We start from the raw sequence: 17,397 nt of genomic DNA on the forward strand, positions 1-17,397 counted from the left end.
CCCGTCACAATGTAAATTGAAAAATGGCGTCTACTCATCATAGACGCCACTTCCTTGCAGTATCTCGCTATTGAAACTCACCATTAATAAAATAAGAGACTTGGTGTGCTTCATCGGGTGTCGGTATTTCCAGTTTATCGGCCATACGCGACATCACTTTTTCAGGCACCGCATACTGACGTTGGCGATTTTGTTGCTGCCACTGTTTATAAGGTACTTCTAAATAAATCAGATGAACTTTAGCCTGATAACGCGCAAATAAATCGATCATACTGGCGCGCAATGACGCACTGAGTGACGTAGCATTCCAAATAAAATCCTGCTTTTCACGCAATAACCCTTTAGCTTGCTCTTTTGCCTGCTGTGCCACCCAACCTTGGGCATTTCTATCCGCTGGATTAATTTTATGTTTGCGACGAATTTCATCGAGGCACACAACCTCTTTTTGAGGAAAGTACTGAGAAATAAAGTGATCCTTCCCCATTCCAGGTAATCCACACAGCATGATAACTTCACTTCCGGCTTCCTCAAACGGTGCATAATCAGGTGTACCCCGTTGATAATGGAAATAATGAAATTTCCCAGCCATAGAAGCAAAAGCTTTTGGTTGTTGCCAGCAACCTTGTTCACGACAAAATAGCTCAAATAATTCAATGCGAGATAAGAGTTCCGCCTGATCTTCACAGATACGCCCCAATACATCCGCTTTTGCTAACAAACACAGCAGCGACATATCGACACGTAAAGAGGCGGCAAAGAGCGCTCTTTCAGGATCCTTTTTTTCCATCACCCATAATGGTAAGCCATGATAGCGAACTAATGCGGCAATTTGCTCTCGAATAATGAAAGGCGTTTCAACCTGCCGAAAAAGAATTTGCCGCGTTGATAACTCACCTTTTTTAGCATGACCCGGCGAAATAATGCGCCCGTTTTCATCCTCGCGCGTCGTACTTCGCTTTTCAACATCATGCATGAGTGCCGCCGTCCATACGATATTTTTCTGCAAGTCAGAAAGTTGCTGGTATTCAGGCAATGTTTCTAACGCTGCAAGCACCATTTGGGTATGTATCGCAACATCGCCTTCGGCATGATGTAATCCATCTTGAGGAACCCCTCGCATATCACGAACAAACTCAAATTGAGACTCTAACTGTGACCACTCCGTTGTGTCCGTTAATTGCCAATTCATCTCGCCTCCTTTTTGCGCTCGAACGCTAACTTTGCTCGCTGCCAGTTTCTTTTCCAATGAATATCAGTCTTAACATGATTTTTGCGTACATACTTAAACACATGCGACATGAAATCATCGACTAAAAAGCGCTGGCTATCGCGAGTGACAATCCCTTCCATGCTGCAAGGGAGTTGAGTATGCGTATCGCAAGCACCGAAATGGCTATCCTGTGAAGCCGCCTCGATAAGTTGTTGTGCGTACACTTGCGGCCCTTGCTGTTGGCTAATACTCAGGGAAAGCTCAGGCACTGTCGGAAAATCAAACAATGCTGCATAAAACTTGACTTCATCCCAACTTAACCAGTAGCGGCCTTGTCGTACGGCAAAAATATAGAAATAATCTTCAATATGTTGATATTCAATAGAGTGTACGGCGTAGAGATTTTCTCCGAATAGCTCGATATCCCCTAAATCATGCTTGATTAACTGCCAGCGCTGACGTATCTGTTGGCTCCATGCGGACTGCGTTGGCGTCGCATGAGAACGAGCAAACACCCCATATTGGCTTAAGCAATTATTTTCACCATCGAGTTTTTCAGTATGTACCAGCTGCTTAATATTCTGGATGTGTGACCACCAATCGCTATTGATACGATCATCGCTAGTGGTGCCAGGTGAGAACGGATAGTGATACGTTCTACCATACTTTCTTGATTGCATAGTCATTATGCTCTCTCTACAGAAATAGAAAAAACAACAAATCTTTTCGCAAGATTTGCCTCTGCGTTATATGAGAAATCAAGAGTTGGTATTACATATTAATTCCGCGAAACGGCCTCATAATGGAGTGGTATAGATTTAAAACCTTTGTATTAAAGCGGGGGCATTCTAGACTAACAGTGAAGCAAAAAGCGAGGAAATTAATCCGAATTTATACTATTCAACAAATTACCGTAGCCAATTAGGCTACGGTTTGTGAAATATTGGTCAAACGGCTAGCATCTAATAAAGCCCGAGCACAGCACCAATGGCTAAAGTAAAGAAACTGAACAACCAAATCCATCCGAATGAATAACGTAAATGACGTCCCATATCAATTCCTGCTAGCCCCATCGCAAGCCAAGCTGCTGGCGAGAATGGGCTCACAAATGTCCCCGCATTATTCCCAATCGCCATCGCATACACGACAGATGAAGGATCGACTCCAGCTGTTTCAGCAATTTGTTGAATGATCGGTAATAGCGCGAAATAATACGCGTCCGTACTGGTGAAAATATCCATCGGCACACCTAAAATTCCAACAAAAATATGAATTTTAGATACCCACTCTGTTGGCAATATTGCCGTTAAGTCTTCCGCGATAGATTTCAGCATGCCTCCCTCGGATAGAATTCCAAGAAACGCGCCAGCAGCTAAGATAATAGCGACCATGCCTAATGCCTGTGGAGCATGTTGTGATAACACCTTCATCTGATCTTTTGGATTAGGGAAGTTAACTAGCAAAGCTATCGATAAGGCGATCATAAAGACATACGGCGCCGAAAGTAGCCCAAAAGCAAGGCAAATCACGGAGGCTAGGATTAACCCGCCATTAATCCACGGTTTTTTCGGTTTATGAGTTTGTTCACTAATATCTGCCATCTGTTCATTTGCTGGCAACAAGGAATCCATCATGTATGGCGTAGTGCCTTTAGCGGCAGCGGCAGCAATACGACGTTTTTCACGTACTCCCATTAGTGCAGCGAAAACGGCAGCACCAGCCATGCCAATGATTTGTACTGGAATTAAACTCTGCCATAACGTTGCCGCATCAATACCTGTTACCGCCGAAGCGCGTCCCAATGGGCCTCCCCACGGCACCATATTCATAATCCCCATGCTGGCACACATCAATAGCAGCATTAAGTAAGGGCTCATGCCAAGCTGCCGATATAGTGGCAGTAACGCAGGGATAATAATTAAGAAAGTCGCAGCCCCTGAGCCATCTAAGTGTACGAGGCCCGCAATTAATGTGGTCATAACACAGACAATAATGACATTGCCTCGCGTCATTTTAACCATCAAACGAATCAGCGGATCAAAAATATGCAGATCCTTCATCAAACTAAAGAATAAAATGGCGAACAAGAACATCGCAGCCACTTTGGAAACTTTATTAATGCCGCTTTCAAAAAAAGTCGATATTTCTGCTATTGAATATCCCGCAATTAATGCGCCGATAAAGGGGATACATGACATAGCAATGATAGGGCTAACTTTGCCCATCATCAGTAGGGTGACGATAGAAAGAATGATCAAGATACCAATAATTGTTAACACATTGAGTTCCTTATTAGAATTATATTTTCAGGTGAATATTAAAAATTAAATATACTTAAAATGTGTATTGATTTATTTCATTGTTTAATTTCAATCGTGAGACATTTATTTTTAATATGCTCAAGTAAACACATCTACCTATCAGCTCTTATATAAATCAAAATTCAATTTCGCAAGTGTCATTTGTCTTTTTTGCGGAATAAATGATGATAAATCAACAAGTAAAATTAGCATTTAAAATAAAAAAACAGATAAAAAATCTATTAACTCCATTAAAACCATTAATGAAAATTAACGCCAATTAGATTTGTTTTTTATTTATTTAATTGCTAAGCTAGCGAATATCAGACAGTAATTATTTTAAATTATTAAATCAGTTTATATTTTCTATTTTTTTTTAACTTTTTTGTTTTCAAATCACCGGTGAGAAGCAGGAAATTATACTTTTTCACTTAACACTCAAATTTATACTTATTCACTTGCATTATTCCGTTATTACTAGCGCGAGATCATGGATAGGATAAAACCACATGAACAGCACAGAATAAGACTAAACTTATGAGTACTATAGACAAATGACTCACGACCACTAAGGAACAAGACAAATGAGCTTCCTATTTTCTCCCGCCTCTCTTGGGCAGGTCTCCTTAAATAACAGGATCATTGTTCCACCAATGTGCCAATATTCTGCTACCGATGGCATGCCAACAGCTTGGCATAATGCCCACTATATGAACCTTGCCTTGTCAGGGGCTGCTTTGGTCATTATTGAAGCCAGTGCAGTGACGCCTGTAGGACGCATTACCTATAAAGACTTAGGTCTGTGGAATGATGAACAAGCCGATGCATTAAAAAAAATGTTAGAAGATATCAGACAGTTTGCTGATGCACGCTTAGGAATTCAACTCGCTCATGCAGGTAGAAAAGCCTCTTCCGACCTTCCTTGGCTTGGCGGTCAAAGTTTAGCCAAAGAACAACCGCATGGTTGGCAGACAGTGTCTGCATCCAATTTACCTTTTGGTCATGCACATCCACCGCGTGAACTCAGTCAACAAGAGATCACTGAAACCGTACAACATTTTGTCGATGCTGCTAAACGCGCGGAATATGCTGGGTTTGACGTTATTGAAATTCATGCGGCACACGGTTATTTATTGCATCAATTCTTATCCCCATTATCAAATACACGACAAGATGAATACGGCGGTAGTTTTACTCATCGTAGCCGTTTATTAATTGATGTTTTTCGGGAAGTCAGAGAGGCCATTAGCCCTAATATTGCTGTTGGTGTAAGGATCTCAGCAACGGACTGGGTTGATGGTGGCTGGAATGTGCCTGAATCCATTGAACTTAGCGAATTATTGGAAGAATTAGGTTGCGACTATATCCATGTTTCTTCCGGTGGGTTATCTGAACAACAACAGATCCCAATCAGCCCAAATTACCAAGTCCCACTTGCTCAAGCGATCAATGAGCATACCTTTATGCCTGTTATCGCGGTTGGTTTAATTACGGAGCCTGCTCAGGCAGAAGCCATTATTGCAACAGGGCAAGCTGATTTTGTTTCGATCGGCCGAGGAATGTTGTTTGACCCACGTTGGCCATGGCATGCAGCGACACAATTAGCAGAACACATCAAAGTCGCCCCACAATATTTGCGAAGTGCGCCACATCAATTTAAGCAATTATTTAGCTAAAAAAAAAGCAATCACAGCGGTAGATGATTTAACCGCCGCTGTGATTGATGCTAATTAACGCTCAGCCTGCGTGCACTGATTAACAAATTCAATCATTGATTTTTGGAAATCAGATTCAGCGGTTGCTGATTTCGCTAATTCACCTTCAATACGTTTGAACTCTTTCAAACCATATTTTTCGATAGTCTTATCATAGGCACAACCACAGATAGCACTAATAGCATCTGCGGTTTCACCGGCTGGGCTACCGGATGCTTTTACACAATCATTCACAAAACTTGCTTTATATTCAGCAATTTCCGCTTTATCATCCGAACATGCTGCCAATAAAGTCATAACGCCTGCCATACCCAAAACTAATGCGATCTTTTTCATCTTTAGCCTATTATAAATTTAGTTTGCATTACGATTAATCTAAAAAACCAAATGAGAAAATCATATTTAGATTAATTCCCCATACCTTTTACATGTGAATAATAATAGCTGCTTTAGATTAAAAAATCTCTAGTATAAAGGCTATTTTTCATTGCCGTCTTATTTCGATAATAAGCGAAAAGAGCGCCATCGATAATAAAACAATGCACTTAAAATAAGAATACAACCTAAAATTTGGATGGCAGGCATTCTCTCATGATACCAAATAGCGGCAACAAATACCGTCATAACAGGCTCGAGTATCATAATGATCGCAGCATTTGCAGCAGTCGTATTTTTTTGTCCAATTAACTGCAAAATAAATCGTAAACTCGTTGCGATCACCACACTTGCGATAAACCACATTAAGGTCGATGTGGCTATCGTTGTAGGCCACTCTTCTAAAAAGAAAGACAACATTAGCCCAACGATACCTGTACAAGCTAATTGAATGGTCGTTAGCGGTAAAATAGGCACACTGCGGGCATAAACACTGGTATAACAAAAGTAAATTGCTTGTACGATTGCTGCGGCTAAAAACCAAAGTTGACTACTTTTAAATTGGATTTGCCCTTTAAATAGGGTCAAACAGGCAAGACCTAAGACTGCCACAGGTAGTGCTTGCCAAAAGTAACGTGTAGGACGAATTTTTAACAAAACCCATCCGACTAATGGCACAAACAGCATCGCTAAACTCATAATAAATGCCCCCTCACCTAATGAATCGGTTGTCGCTACCGCATAAATCCATAAGACGAGGTTAAGAGCCATCCATCCTCCGGTCATTAAAATGCTCGGAATTTGCTGTAATTGAATTCGATTTCGTTTACCTAGGCAAAAAGGTAAGAGAATAACCGCTGCAAGTAAAAAACGGCTTCCGAGAAAAGCAAAGATTGGCATACCTTGCACGGACTCACGGGAAAATACCCATCCCCATGCAGCAATAAAGGTAGTCAGCACTAAGAACACTTCCGCTTTTCTTTGTGGCTGCATAATTTATTTTACCTATTGATTATGTTTATTAGTGATAATCATACTGCCTATATGTTTTATGCCAATCGATATTTTATATTCACAATCAAATAAGACCTTTATAGCAACAAAATTTCCTCTTTATAAATGACTCGTCTCACCGAAGTTTGCTTTTTTCGTTGCCATCTCCTCTATTTCCTGTTTTTCATTTCGTAAATGAGGAAATCAGCTCTTTAATCCGTCAATTTTTCTCCTTTTTAAGCATGACATAATATCTTCAGTTTTATGCCAAGACGTGATCAAAACTATATTTGAAAAGGCGGGTCAATATGAGGAATATTCCTAAAAACGCGGATACCGATCCTGCGGCCGTTCAGAATATTAAGCGTGCTATTCAGGCTCGTAAATATGCGTATCCTGCGGAAATCAGTTTATTATGGAAAAACACAAGGGATTCATCATTCAACATCAGTTGGTCAAGCATTATGTTGACAGCTTGTTTAGTCAGTGCCCTGTTAATATTACTGATTAATTATTTGCTGTAATTGTATTATAAAAAAGCCCCCAGTAATTAGTGGTTCAACTACTGGGGGTCTCTTCAAAATGACCAAACTAATTCATTTAATTAATCACCAATAACCTAAGAATTTCCACCAAACGCTACCTAAGCCGATCCAAATAATTAGGTTAACAACACTCATCACAAAACCGGCTTTCCACCATTCACCTAATGTTACATAACCTGAACCAAAAATAATCGGCGCCGTCCCTGTACCATAATGCGTTAATGACATCATTAACGAAGATGAGAATGCCAATGTTAATCCAAGTAACATTGGAGGTGCGCCAAGTGCTAATCCAGCAGCAAAGAAAGCACCAAACATCGCGGTAATATGCGCTGTTGTACTTGCAAAGAAATAGTGCGAATAAACATAAATTAGAACAAGTATTAAGGCTCCCGACGCCCAGCTCAGTCCCATATTATCAATCGAAGTTCCCACTGAGACAGACATCCATTTAATCAGCCCTAATTTACCAAGGAAGCTCGCCATCATCACTAAAGCAGCAAACCAGACGACGGTATCCCAAGCGCCTTTATTTTTTAATACATCATCCCAATTTATTACGCCAGTTGAGAGTAAAATACCTAACCCAATAAATGCCGCTGTTGTCGCATTAACACTGTAGCTTGGGCCAAATAACATTGCCGGTACCCCAGCCCACATTAACAGTAATAATACGAATACCCCGAGTGTAATAACTTCAGGTAATGAAATAGGGCCTAATTGCTGTAAACGCTCTTTGGCAAAGTTAGGCGCATCGGGTGTTGAAGTGATTTCAGGTTTATACATGAAATAGATGACTAAAGGCATCAAAATTAATGAAACTAAAGCGGGCGCAAATGCAGCAATAGCCCACATTGACCATGTTAATTCATTCGCTCCCCCTGCTTCACTGACGATCAAACTGACAATGAGTGGGTTTGGTGCTGTCGCGGTAATAAACATTGCAGAAGTAATAGGGTTAATATTGTAGTTCACTAACGAGAGGTAACGACCTATTTTCCCAGAAGTACCATCATCCGCTTTAGAGCCAAAGCTATCAGCAATTGAGCGCATAATCGGGTGAATGATTCCCCCTCCTCGAGCAGTATTACTTGGCGTTACAGGAGCAAGTACTGTCTCAGCAATGGCAAGTGAATAAGCTATCCCCAACGTTTTTTTACCAAACAATGAAATAACATAATAACCAATTCTAGCGCCTAATCCGGTTTTATTTAGGCTCATAGAGACCATGATTGAAATACCAATTAGCCAAATCAGGTCATTAGAAAAACCACTTAATGCATCTGCAATCGCAGCCTTTGTTGAATTCGGATTAGTCACTCCCGTCACGGCGACTAACGCGATAGCAATAATAGACACACCACCAATTGGTAGTGCTTTACCAATAATAGCGGCAATCGTACCAACAAATAGCGCTAATAAATGCCAAGCATTCGGATTAACGCCTTCCGGTACGGGGATAAGGAACCAAATAATGAGTGTGATTGCAACTGCAATCAATGTAGGTATCGGTTTTAGAGGGGTCAGTTTATTCATATCAGGATATCCATACGAGTTTTAAAAATGGAAATAAAATTTTTTCTAGTCATATATTTTCTATCTTTGTAAACATGTTAGCGAAATATCTCTGCCAGACTTTGATCGTTATCATTGAGTTACTTAGTTTTACATATAAGAAACGATTTTAATTTAGTAACAGAATGTAATTCATGATTACAAAAAATATTGTTAACAATTAACAAGTAATTATCATAGAATTAACATATTCCTAATTGAGAAAATGAGATGATTGAAGATAGCCATTTATAAGATCCTCCCTAATCTTTAAATTCATTTTCCCTCATAAAGAATATCGGCTTAATTATTAAAGCAATATGAAAGTGAAACACCACAATATACAAAAAACCAGACTAATTTATATTAAAATTAACAAAAATGAAGGCTGAATCGAATTATTAATATAAACAGCTTTTATTATGCAATAATCACATTAAATAAAAGACTTCAATCTTCATTTACTATAGTGTTCAAATAATAATCTCTTTGTACCTATTTTCTCTTTCATAATTTTGTTTCTCTTACCATCATGATAATTAAGGTATGAAACTATTACTCTCTGCACTACAATTATCTGTTGATTGAATTTCATACCCTGTATGGCTATTTAATCTAACCTTAATCATGAATATACTCCAAATAAACTCACGACTCTGAGGAAATATAAATGACAAAAAATGATGTTAGTTATGATAAAGAACAACAGCCTTGTATTATTTTATGCACGACGAATAGCCAAAACAATGCCATCAAAATTGCTCAGCAATTATTAGATAAACGGTTAGCGGCATGTGTCTCTTTGCTACCCGAGATAACATCGATATATCAATGGAAAAACACGATCGAACAAGATAAAGAAATAATGTTATTCATTAAATCTACGCATAAAAATCAGCCTGAATTATTCGCTGCCATCAAGGAAATTCACCCATACGAAACCCCAGAGTTGATTAGCCTAGATTTAGATAAAATCGATAGCCGTTATCTAGAGTGGTTAATAAAAGCGGTAAAATGAACCAATAATCATCCTAAATAGTGAGTAAGCTCTCAATATTTCAATCACATCTCTCATTATCTAAGGGTAAACAACTGGTCAGCTCTGGTAAGTAAAAAATTAATGTTATACAGAAGTTCTCGTTTTCGATTTATTTGCCCTCTTTTAGGAGGGCTTTTTTATCCTATTAAAACATATCAATAAAAGTATAAAAAAGACCCTCATTTAAAGAGGGGTCACTTGAAAATCAACGGAGTTAAATAAGTAACTTCACCTACTGTGATATACGCTTATTTTTACTGTTCAATAAAACAAGAAACCCCCAATAAATCGGGGGCGAAAATAAAATGAATGATGATTAAATTTGGCGTACAGGCGTATCACCTGCAACATAGTAGTCTGCTTGGCTCGCAGGTAACGGCTCACGACCACGGATTTTATCCGCCATTTTTTCAGCTATCATGATGGTTGTTGCATTCAAATTACCCGTGATAATCAGCGGCATAATTGATGCATCAATTACCCTGAGATTTTCGAGTCCATGAACCCGACCTGCACCGTCAACAACGGCCATTTCATCATATCCCATCTTGCATGAACCACAGGGATGAAATGCTGTTTCAGCACGTTCACGCACAAATGCATCCAGCTCTTCATCCGTTTGGATATGCTTACCAGGGCTAATTTCTTTACCTCGATAAGGATCCAGTGCTGGCTGTGCCATGATTTCACGTGTAATACGAATGGCTGCGCGGAACTCTTCCCAATCCTGTTCACTGGACATGTAGTTGAACAAAATACTAGGGTGCTGATAAGGATCCGTGGATTTTAATCTTACACGACCACGGCTAGGTGAACGCATCGACCCAACGTGTGCTTGGAAGCCATGCACATTTACAGCATTACTGCCGTTATAGTTAATGGCTACAGGTAAGAAGTGAAATTGAATATTTGGCCACGCAAATTTATCGCTGGTACGAATAAATCCGCCAGCTTCAAATTGGTTACTGGCACCAATCCCCGTACCTTTAAATAACCATTCAGCACCAATTGCGGGTTGGTTATACCACTTTAATGCTGGATAGAGAGATACAGGCTGCTTACATTCATACTGCAAATACATTTCCAGATGATCTTGTAAATTTTGCCCTACTCCCGGTAAGACATGTACAGCAGGAATATTAAACTCTTGCAGAACATCTTCAGGCCCAACCCCCGAACGTTGCAAAATTTGAGGTGAAGCTATCGCCCCAGCACATAATAGGACCTCCTTACGTGCTTTTGCCTGAACGGCCGTTTTATTATTCCCTTGATAAAACTTCACACCGACTGCTTTTTTGTCTTCAAATTCAATAACATCTGTCGTAGCATGCGTGATAATAGTTAAATTAGGACGTTTTCTGGCTTGATCCAGATAACCACGAGCCGTACTCGCACGACGCCCTTTTGGCGTTACTGTTCTATCCATAGGGCCAAAGCCCTCTTGTTGATAGCCATTCAGGTCATCAGTTCGCGGATAACCCGCTTGAACGCCAGCCTCAACCATGGCATGAAACAACACGTTATTGCCATTTTTCGGTGTCGTCACACTCACGGGGCCATCGCCACCATGATAATCATTAGCCCCTATATCACGCGTTTCTGCTTTGCGGAAATAGGGCAAACAATTGAGATAACGCCAATCTTCTAAGCCTGGTGCTTGAGCCCACCCATCAAAATCTAATGCATTACCACGGATATAGCACATGCCATTGATCAGTGATGAGCCTCCTAATCCTTTTCCTCGTCCGCACTCCATACGGCGATTATTCATATGCGGTTCAGGATCAGTTTCATAGGCCCAATTATAACGTCGACCTTGTAATGGATAGGCTAAAGCCGCTGGCATTTGTGTACGAAAATCGAACCTGTAGTCCGGTCCTCCAGCTTCAAGGAGCAGCACAGTAACATCAGAATCTTCTGTCAGGCGGGTAGCAAGAACGTTACCGGCTGAACCAGCACCGATAATAATGTAGTCATAGACCATTGTTATCTCCTCTGTTTCAGTCAAATTTAAAATAAACGATTAAAATACCGAGGCAAACTCCCCAAGTTCGACTTGTATTGATTTTATTTGAGTATAATTTTGGAGTGTTACTAGGCCATTTTCACGACCCACCCCTGAGTGCTTATAGCCCCCAACAGGCATTTGTGCTGGTGATTCCCCCCAAGTATTTATCCAACAGATACCCGCTTCTAATTGATGGATGACTCGATGCGCTCGTGAGATATCACGAGTGACAAGCCCTGCGGCTAAGCCATATAACGTATGGTTTGCACGTTCGATAACTTCATCTTCCGACTGATAACTCAAAATACTCATCACAGGACCAAAAATCTCTTCTTGGGTGATTTGCATATCATCAGAACAATCAGTAAAGACGGTTGGCAGCACATAAGCGCCTTGAGCAAATGCTCCTTCAGTCAAACGCTCACCACCACAAAGTAATTTAGCGCCCTGCTGTTTGCCTATTTCGATATAGCGCAATACATTTTCCATATGTGGAAAACTCACCAATGGACCAAAGTTAGTTGTCTCATCGAGCGGTGAACCTATTTTGATGCGCGCCACACGTTGTTGAATTTTCTCTTCAAATTGTGCTTTTAAGCTTTCTGGCACAAAAACTCGAGTGCCGTTAGTGCAAACTTGGCCTGAACTATAGAAATTGGCCATCATGGCAATATCTGCTGCGTTATCCAGATCAGCATCATCAAAAATAATAAGCGGTGACTTGCCACCAAGTTCCATCGTGACATCTTTTAATGTCGAACCCGAAGCATTTGCCATCACTTTTTTGCCTGTCGCAACACCACCGGTGAAGGATATTTTTGCAATCCCTAGGTGTTCTGTTAGCCATTGACCCACATCCGCACCAGCGCCTGTCACAACGTTAAAAACGCCTGCTGGCAGTCCGGCTTCCGTATAAATCTCAGCCAGTTTTAGTGCGGTCAGCGATGTGACTTCACTTGGCTTAAATACCATGGCATTACCTGCCGCCAAAGCGGGTGCAGATTTCCAAAGTGCGATTTGAATTGGATAGTTCCACGCACCAATCCCAGCAACAACCCCAAGTGGCTCGCGGCGTGTATAGACGAATGCGCTCTCACGTAAAGGAATTTGCTCTCCTTCTAACGCGGGGATCAAGCCTGCATAGTACTCTAAAACATCAGCACCCGTGACAATATCCACATAGCGTGTTTCAGATAATGGTTTACCGGTATCCAACGTTTCCAAGTGTGCCAATTCGTCATTGCGCTCACGTAAAATATCAACAGCACGGCGCAAAATACGAGAACGCTCCATTGCCGTCATCGCTGCCCATACTTTTTGCCCTTGTTTGGCACTTTCCACAGCCCAATCAATGTCTTCATGCGTTGCAGATTGTAAACATGCGATCACTTCACCATTCGCTGGATTAATTGCATCAAACTGCCCACATTCAGGTTGTGAGCTATCCACATAACCACCATGAATATAAAGTTTATGTAATTGTGGTTGGTGCATAATATCTCCTTTCTGTTAAAACGGTTGGCTTAGCTATCCTTATGCCGAGTAAATTGCATATCGATATATTCATTCGTAATGGTTAAAGCATCTTGCAGGGGAAAAGCCTCATTACTCAAGGCACTACGCAACCATAACCCATCGATCAATGCCGCTAATCCTTTAGCAGCCATGCGTGCAGATTGTTTATCAAGTACACGCGAAAATTCATAACTGAGATTGGAATACAGCCGTCTATCATTCACTTGCTGTAACCGATTTAAACTCGGTTGATGCATGCTACTTGCCCAAAATGCCAGCCATGTTTTCATCGCCGCTTCACTAATTTGTGAAGAATCAAAATTACCTTCAACGATGGCTTGAATACGCTGCTTTGGCTGAGCATGACTCAACAGTCTTAAACGCATCGCAACAGCAACGCCTAATTGGTACTGTATATGGCGCATTGTCGCCTCTAGCAGACCGTTTTTATCACGAAAGTAATGACTAATAATGCCGGTTGATACCCCCGCCTTTCGAGCAATTAAAGCGATACTCGCCTCTTGCATACCGACTTCATTAATTACATCAAGTGTGGCTTGAATTAACTGCTGCTTACGTATCGATTGCATTCCTATTTTCGGCATGATTTCTTAACCCAAAAAATACAGTGAACCTATTTATTAAACTTTTTTTTAATTGAACATTCAATCAATATTAACTATATTTTATCACAATTACTTTACAAACATAAGGAGAGGATAGCCGTAAAAATTCAACTCTTTGCTTTTAATTCAACAAATTAGCAAAGAATGTAACTTTTAACTTTCGAATAAATAAAATTGTGGAAACTGCCGATGACAATTCAAAATAGTCCAAAAAATCAGCAGAAAGACAAATTAAACTCTGTGGTTTTTTTCACTTCTGCTGGTTTAATACTAGCATTTTCATTTTTCACCATACTCATGACAGAAACGGCCAATCAGTGGATCGTTGCCACCCTTGGATGGGTATCAAAAACGTTTGGTTGGTATTATCTATTAGCCGCAACGCTGTATATTGTCTTTGTGATATTCGTAGCGACTTCTCGTTTTGGTAATATCAAATTAGGTCCAGAGCAATCGAAACCTGAATTTAGTGTACTCAGTTGGTCTGCCATGCTGTTTGCTGCCGGAATCGGTATCGACCTGATGTTTTTCTCCGTCGCCGAACCCGTGACACAGTATATGCTGCCACCTACAGGCGAAGGGGAAACATTAGAAGCAGCTCGTCAGTCGATGGTGTGGACTCTCTTCCACTATGGCCTGACGGGCTGGTCTATGTATGCATTAATGGGAATTGCGCTTGGTTACTTTAGCTACCGCTACAATTTACCGTTAACCATCCGTTCTGCACTTTATCCGATTTTTGGTAAACGTATTTATGGGCCTATCGGTCATACCGTCGATGTCGCCGCGGTTATTGGTACTATTTTTGGCATTGCAACCACACTCGGTATTGGTGTTGTTCAGCTCAATTATGGTTTAAAAGTCCTGTTTGACCTCCCGCAAGGGCTTGGTGTTCAGGGGGGATTAATCTTGCTCTCCGTCATCATGGCCGTGATTTCAGCCACTTCTGGGGTCAATAAGGGGATCCGTATTTTATCGGAACTTAATGTATTGCTCGCATTAGGTTTGATCTTATTCATTTTGTTTGTTGGTGATACTGAGTTCTTACTCAATGCGCTAGTCCTTAATGTCGGTGATTACATTAATCGCTTTATGGGGATGACGCTCAATAGCTTTGCCTTTGACCGCCCAACGGATTGGATGAATAGCTGGACCTTATTCTTCTGGGCTTGGTGGGTCGCATGGTCGCCATTTGTTGGTTTGTTTCTTGCGCGTATTTCACGAGGAAGAACCATTCGCCAATTTGTCATTGGCACACTGATTATCCCTTTTGTGTTTACCCTTCTCTGGTTATCTATTTTCGGTAACAGTGCGTTATACGAAATCATTCATGGCAATAAAGCACTTGCTGAAACCGTTCTAGCGGCGCCTGAAAAAGGATTCTATTCACTGCTTGAACTTTACCCAGGTTTTGGTTTAACCGCTTCCGTTGCGACAATCACAGGCTTACTCTTTTATGTGACCTCCGCGGACTCAGGCTCATTAGTCCTTGGTAATTTCACGTCAAACTTAAGCGATATCAACAATGATGCGCCGAACTGGTTACGTATCTTTTGGTCTGTCGCAATTGGTTTATTAACCTTAGGGATGTTAATGACCGATGGCGTGGCGGCGTTACAAAACACAACCGTCATTATGGGTTTACCTTTCAGTTTTGTTATTTTCTTTATTATGGCTGGGCTGTATAAGTCACTTAAAGTGGAAGATTTCAGACGAGTAAGTTCACTGACGACCAATGCACCAGCCCCGTTATACGGTAACGGAAAATTAAACTGGAAACAGCGATTAGGTCGTGTGATGAACTTCCCAGGTACCACCTATACACAGCGTATGTTGGATTTAGTCTGTACACCCGCAATGCAAGAGGTAGCAAAAGAGTTATCGCTACGTGGTGCTAACGTTGAATTTAATAGCCTTCCCCCCGTTGGCGATGAACGTTTAAATCACTTAGAACTTGTCGTTGATCTGGCCGAAGAGCAGAACTTTATTTATCAAATTTGGCCTCAGCGTTACTCTGTGCCGGGCTTTACTTACCGAGCTCGTTCTGGAAAATCTCATTACTATCGCTTAGAGACCTTCCTTTGGGAGGGAACACAAGGCAATGACTTAATGGATTACACCAAAGAACAGGTGATCAGTGACATTTTAGATCAATACGAAAAACATCTGAATTTCATTCACTTAAGTAGAGAAGCACCTGGGGCAACATTGACCTTCCCTGAAACTAATTAAGCGTTTTACTGCAAGGGGGCAATGAGTCCCCTTCAGACTGCTGACAAACCTATTATGTTTGGCGGCAAGTCGAATAGGTTTTGAAAACAAACGAGGAAAATCAATTTATTGATTTTCGGCTGATAACACAACGCGGGAAAAACCAGGCTTTTATCCCGCTTTGTCAACCACCTCAAGGGGCCAATTAGGCCCCTTTTTAAATAACAATAACATGCCTGTTTTTGAAATAAATTTCATGACAAGTCATTAATCTGTTCATCATTTGACCAATAAAGATCGCGTATTTTGATCATTAATGGCGCGATGCCAGATGGTTAAAATTCCCCCGACTAAAAGAGAAATGATGATGAATAAGACACTATTTGCACCTTATTTCGATGTTACCGTTGATGCTATTTGGAACGACCCACTTGCTCCTAACGGCAAACCAAACCCTAAATATAGCCAAGCCGCGATAAGTCACAGCGTTGATGGTGTGTACTTGGCTTTTTTAACTGCGGATCCTAATAATAATGCCGCATGGGGAGCATACTCCAGTATGCCTATCTCTTGGGCTAAACCATTTTGTGATGCGTTAATTGAAGCCAATATCAAAGTGATTGTGTCATTCGGAGGTGCGGCTAACTATGATGTCTCTGCAAGGCAAACTGTTGACCAACTGATTGCAACCTACCAAGAAGTCATTGATATTCTTGGCGCCTCGCAGCTAGATTTTGATTTTGAAAATGATTTATACGATGCCGATAAAACCTTCACCGCGCTATCAACCACAGTAAAAAATAACCCTGATATCACCTTGAGCCTAACGTTACCGGTGATGCCTTATGGGCTTGTCGAAAAAGGGTTAGCGCTAGTACAAAAATCTGTTAATGCAGGTTTAAAAATGAAAGTGAATGGTATGGCTATGGATTATGGTCAAGGAACTGATAAAAATATGGGGCAGGCCGCCGCAGATGTGGCAGCCAGCCTAAAAGGTCAATTAAAAACCTACTACCCAACACTAACAGATGCAGAGCTGTATGATTTAGTACAAGTCACTCCAATGATTGGTCTTAATGATGATAGATCCATGTTTAATTTTAATGATATCAATACATTAAGTAATTTTGCGAAAACCAATGGCGTGAACTTAATTTCAATGTGGAGCTTAACCCGCGATAGGGTCGGCGTCGGCGAATTCGCATCAGCCTCTAATTCAGGCAACCCTGAGCAAACCAAAGATTTTGAATACACGGAACGCTTTACTAACGCACTGAAATAACGGGCCAAGGTGAGGCGATACATT

General features: G+C 40.9%; 14 protein-coding genes. 5 read left to right on the top strand and 9 right to left on the bottom strand.

All coding sequences use genetic code 11. From position 1 onward, the window contains the following. Positions 1 to 67 precede the first annotated feature (67 nt). The 3 genes from G3341_RS12855 to G3341_RS12865 all read right to left on the bottom strand — a co-directional run bounded on the left by G3341_RS12855 (position 68) and on the right by G3341_RS12865 (position 3,489). On the bottom strand, positions 68 to 1,189 hold the full coding sequence (locus G3341_RS12855; RefSeq protein ID WP_154623070.1) for an AAA family ATPase: 1,122 nt from the start codon (positions 1,187 to 1,189) through the stop codon (positions 68 to 70). Further along, positions 1,186 to 1,896 (bottom strand): RNA ligase family protein, encoded by a 711-nt coding sequence (locus G3341_RS12860; protein ID WP_154623071.1) that lies wholly within the window; start codon positions 1,894 to 1,896, stop codon positions 1,186 to 1,188. The genes G3341_RS12855 and G3341_RS12860 overlap by 4 nt, the downstream gene beginning before the upstream one ends. A 276-nt stretch (positions 1,897 to 2,172) precedes the next feature. After that, positions 2,173 to 3,489, bottom strand: coding sequence for a CitMHS family transporter (locus G3341_RS12865; protein ID WP_163862299.1), 1,317 nt, complete (start codon positions 3,487 to 3,489; stop codon positions 2,173 to 2,175). Positions 3,490 to 4,094: 605 nt separating this feature from the next. Between G3341_RS12865 and G3341_RS12870 the strand changes: the two genes are divergently transcribed. Then, a complete protein-coding gene (locus G3341_RS12870; RefSeq protein ID WP_154622928.1) occupies positions 4,095 to 5,186 on the top strand; it encodes an NADH:flavin oxidoreductase/NADH oxidase in 1,092 nt (363 codons plus the stop codon). A 54-nt stretch (positions 5,187 to 5,240) separates the two neighbouring features. Here G3341_RS12870 and G3341_RS12875 read toward each other — a convergent pair whose 3' ends face one another. Both G3341_RS12875 and G3341_RS12880 read right to left on the bottom strand, forming a co-directional pair. Beyond that, positions 5,241 to 5,561 carry a hypothetical protein gene (locus G3341_RS12875; RefSeq protein WP_154622929.1) on the bottom strand — a complete coding sequence of 107 codons (321 nt, stop codon included), beginning with the start codon at positions 5,559 to 5,561 and terminating at the stop codon, positions 5,241 to 5,243. Positions 5,562 to 5,720: 159 nt separating this feature from the next. Then, complete coding sequence (locus G3341_RS12880; RefSeq protein WP_154622930.1) at positions 5,721 to 6,593, bottom strand: DMT family transporter; 873 nt, start codon at positions 6,591 to 6,593, stop codon at positions 5,721 to 5,723. Positions 6,594 to 6,901: 308 nt separating this feature from the next. Between G3341_RS12880 and G3341_RS12885 the strand changes: the two genes are divergently transcribed. Beyond that, positions 6,902 to 7,117, top strand: a complete 216-nt coding sequence (locus G3341_RS12885) for a 3-oxoacyl-ACP synthase (RefSeq protein ID WP_154622931.1) — start codon at positions 6,902 to 6,904, stop codon at positions 7,115 to 7,117. A gap of 84 nt (positions 7,118 to 7,201) precedes the next feature. Here G3341_RS12885 and G3341_RS12890 read toward each other — a convergent pair whose 3' ends face one another. Further along, entirely contained in the window at positions 7,202 to 8,674 is a 1,473-nt protein-coding gene (locus G3341_RS12890; RefSeq protein WP_163862302.1) for an anion permease, read from the bottom strand. A 688-nt stretch (positions 8,675 to 9,362) separates the two neighbouring features. Between G3341_RS12890 and cutA the strand changes: the two genes are divergently transcribed. After that, positions 9,363 to 9,710 carry a divalent-cation tolerance protein CutA gene (gene cutA / locus G3341_RS12895; RefSeq protein ID WP_154624575.1) on the top strand — a complete coding sequence of 116 codons (348 nt, stop codon included), beginning with the start codon at positions 9,363 to 9,365 and terminating at the stop codon, positions 9,708 to 9,710. A 337-nt stretch (positions 9,711 to 10,047) separates the two neighbouring features. On the opposite strand, the gene betA is transcribed toward cutA, so the two are convergent. The 3 genes from betA to betI are packed head-to-tail and all read right to left on the bottom strand — an operon-like array spanning position 10,048 to position 13,859. Continuing rightward, a complete protein-coding gene (gene betA, locus G3341_RS12900) occupies positions 10,048 to 11,715 on the bottom strand; it encodes a choline dehydrogenase (protein ID WP_163862306.1) in 1,668 nt (555 codons plus the stop codon). Positions 11,716 to 11,754: 39 nt separating this feature from the next. Next, positions 11,755 to 13,233 (bottom strand): betaine-aldehyde dehydrogenase, encoded by a 1,479-nt coding sequence (gene betB / locus G3341_RS12905; protein ID WP_163862311.1) that lies wholly within the window; start codon positions 13,231 to 13,233, stop codon positions 11,755 to 11,757. A gap of 29 nt (positions 13,234 to 13,262) precedes the next feature. Beyond that, positions 13,263 to 13,859: a transcriptional regulator BetI gene (gene betI, locus G3341_RS12910; protein ID WP_154624572.1), complete on the bottom strand. Its 597-nt coding sequence runs from the start codon at positions 13,857 to 13,859 to the stop codon at positions 13,263 to 13,265. Positions 13,860 to 14,069: 210 nt separating this feature from the next. Here betI and G3341_RS12915 point away from each other — a divergent pair, with 210 nt between their 5' ends. Together G3341_RS12915 and G3341_RS12920 are read left to right on the top strand one after the other, a co-directional pair. Further along, positions 14,070 to 16,112 (top strand): choline transporter, encoded by a 2,043-nt coding sequence (locus tag G3341_RS12915; RefSeq protein WP_154624571.1) that lies wholly within the window; start codon positions 14,070 to 14,072, stop codon positions 16,110 to 16,112. A 310-nt stretch (positions 16,113 to 16,422) separates the two neighbouring features. Next, positions 16,423 to 17,373 carry a chitinase gene (locus G3341_RS12920; protein ID WP_163862314.1) on the top strand — a complete coding sequence of 317 codons (951 nt, stop codon included), beginning with the start codon at positions 16,423 to 16,425 and terminating at the stop codon, positions 17,371 to 17,373. The last annotated feature ends 24 nt before the right edge of the window (positions 17,374 to 17,397 follow it).

Source organism: Providencia vermicola (assembly GCF_010748935.1).
Lineage (GTDB): Bacteria > Pseudomonadota > Gammaproteobacteria > Enterobacterales > Enterobacteriaceae > Providencia > Providencia zhejiangensis.

What these genes read in the sequence shown, in the direction of transcription:
- G3341_RS12855 (WP_154623070.1), bottom strand. Translation starts at nt 1,189, where the DNA reads ATGAATTGGCAATTAACGGACACAACGGAGTGGTCACAGTTAGAGTCT.
- G3341_RS12860 (WP_154623071.1), bottom strand. Translation starts at nt 1,896, where the DNA reads ATGACTATGCAATCAAGAAAGTATGGTAGAACGTATCACTATCCGTTC.
- G3341_RS12870 (WP_154622928.1), top strand. Translation starts at nt 4,095, where the DNA reads ATGAGCTTCCTATTTTCTCCCGCCTCTCTTGGGCAGGTCTCCTTAAAT.
- G3341_RS12875 (WP_154622929.1), bottom strand. Translation starts at nt 5,561, where the DNA reads ATGAAAAAGATCGCATTAGTTTTGGGTATGGCAGGCGTTATGACTTTA.
- G3341_RS12880 (WP_154622930.1), bottom strand. Translation starts at nt 6,593, where the DNA reads ATGCAGCCACAAAGAAAAGCGGAAGTGTTCTTAGTGCTGACTACCTTT.
- G3341_RS12885 (WP_154622931.1), top strand. Translation starts at nt 6,902, where the DNA reads ATGAGGAATATTCCTAAAAACGCGGATACCGATCCTGCGGCCGTTCAG.
- G3341_RS12890 (WP_163862302.1), bottom strand. Translation starts at nt 8,674, where the DNA reads ATGAATAAACTGACCCCTCTAAAACCGATACCTACATTGATTGCAGTT.
- cutA (WP_154624575.1), top strand. Translation starts at nt 9,363, where the DNA reads ATGACAAAAAATGATGTTAGTTATGATAAAGAACAACAGCCTTGTATT.
- betA (WP_163862306.1), bottom strand. Translation starts at nt 11,715, where the DNA reads ATGGTCTATGACTACATTATTATCGGTGCTGGTTCAGCCGGTAACGTT.
- betB (WP_163862311.1), bottom strand. Translation starts at nt 13,233, where the DNA reads ATGCACCAACCACAATTACATAAACTTTATATTCATGGTGGTTATGTG.
- betI (WP_154624572.1), bottom strand. Translation starts at nt 13,859, where the DNA reads ATGCCGAAAATAGGAATGCAATCGATACGTAAGCAGCAGTTAATTCAA.
- G3341_RS12915 (WP_154624571.1), top strand. Translation starts at nt 14,070, where the DNA reads ATGACAATTCAAAATAGTCCAAAAAATCAGCAGAAAGACAAATTAAAC.
- G3341_RS12920 (WP_163862314.1), top strand. Translation starts at nt 16,423, where the DNA reads ATGGTTAAAATTCCCCCGACTAAAAGAGAAATGATGATGAATAAGACA.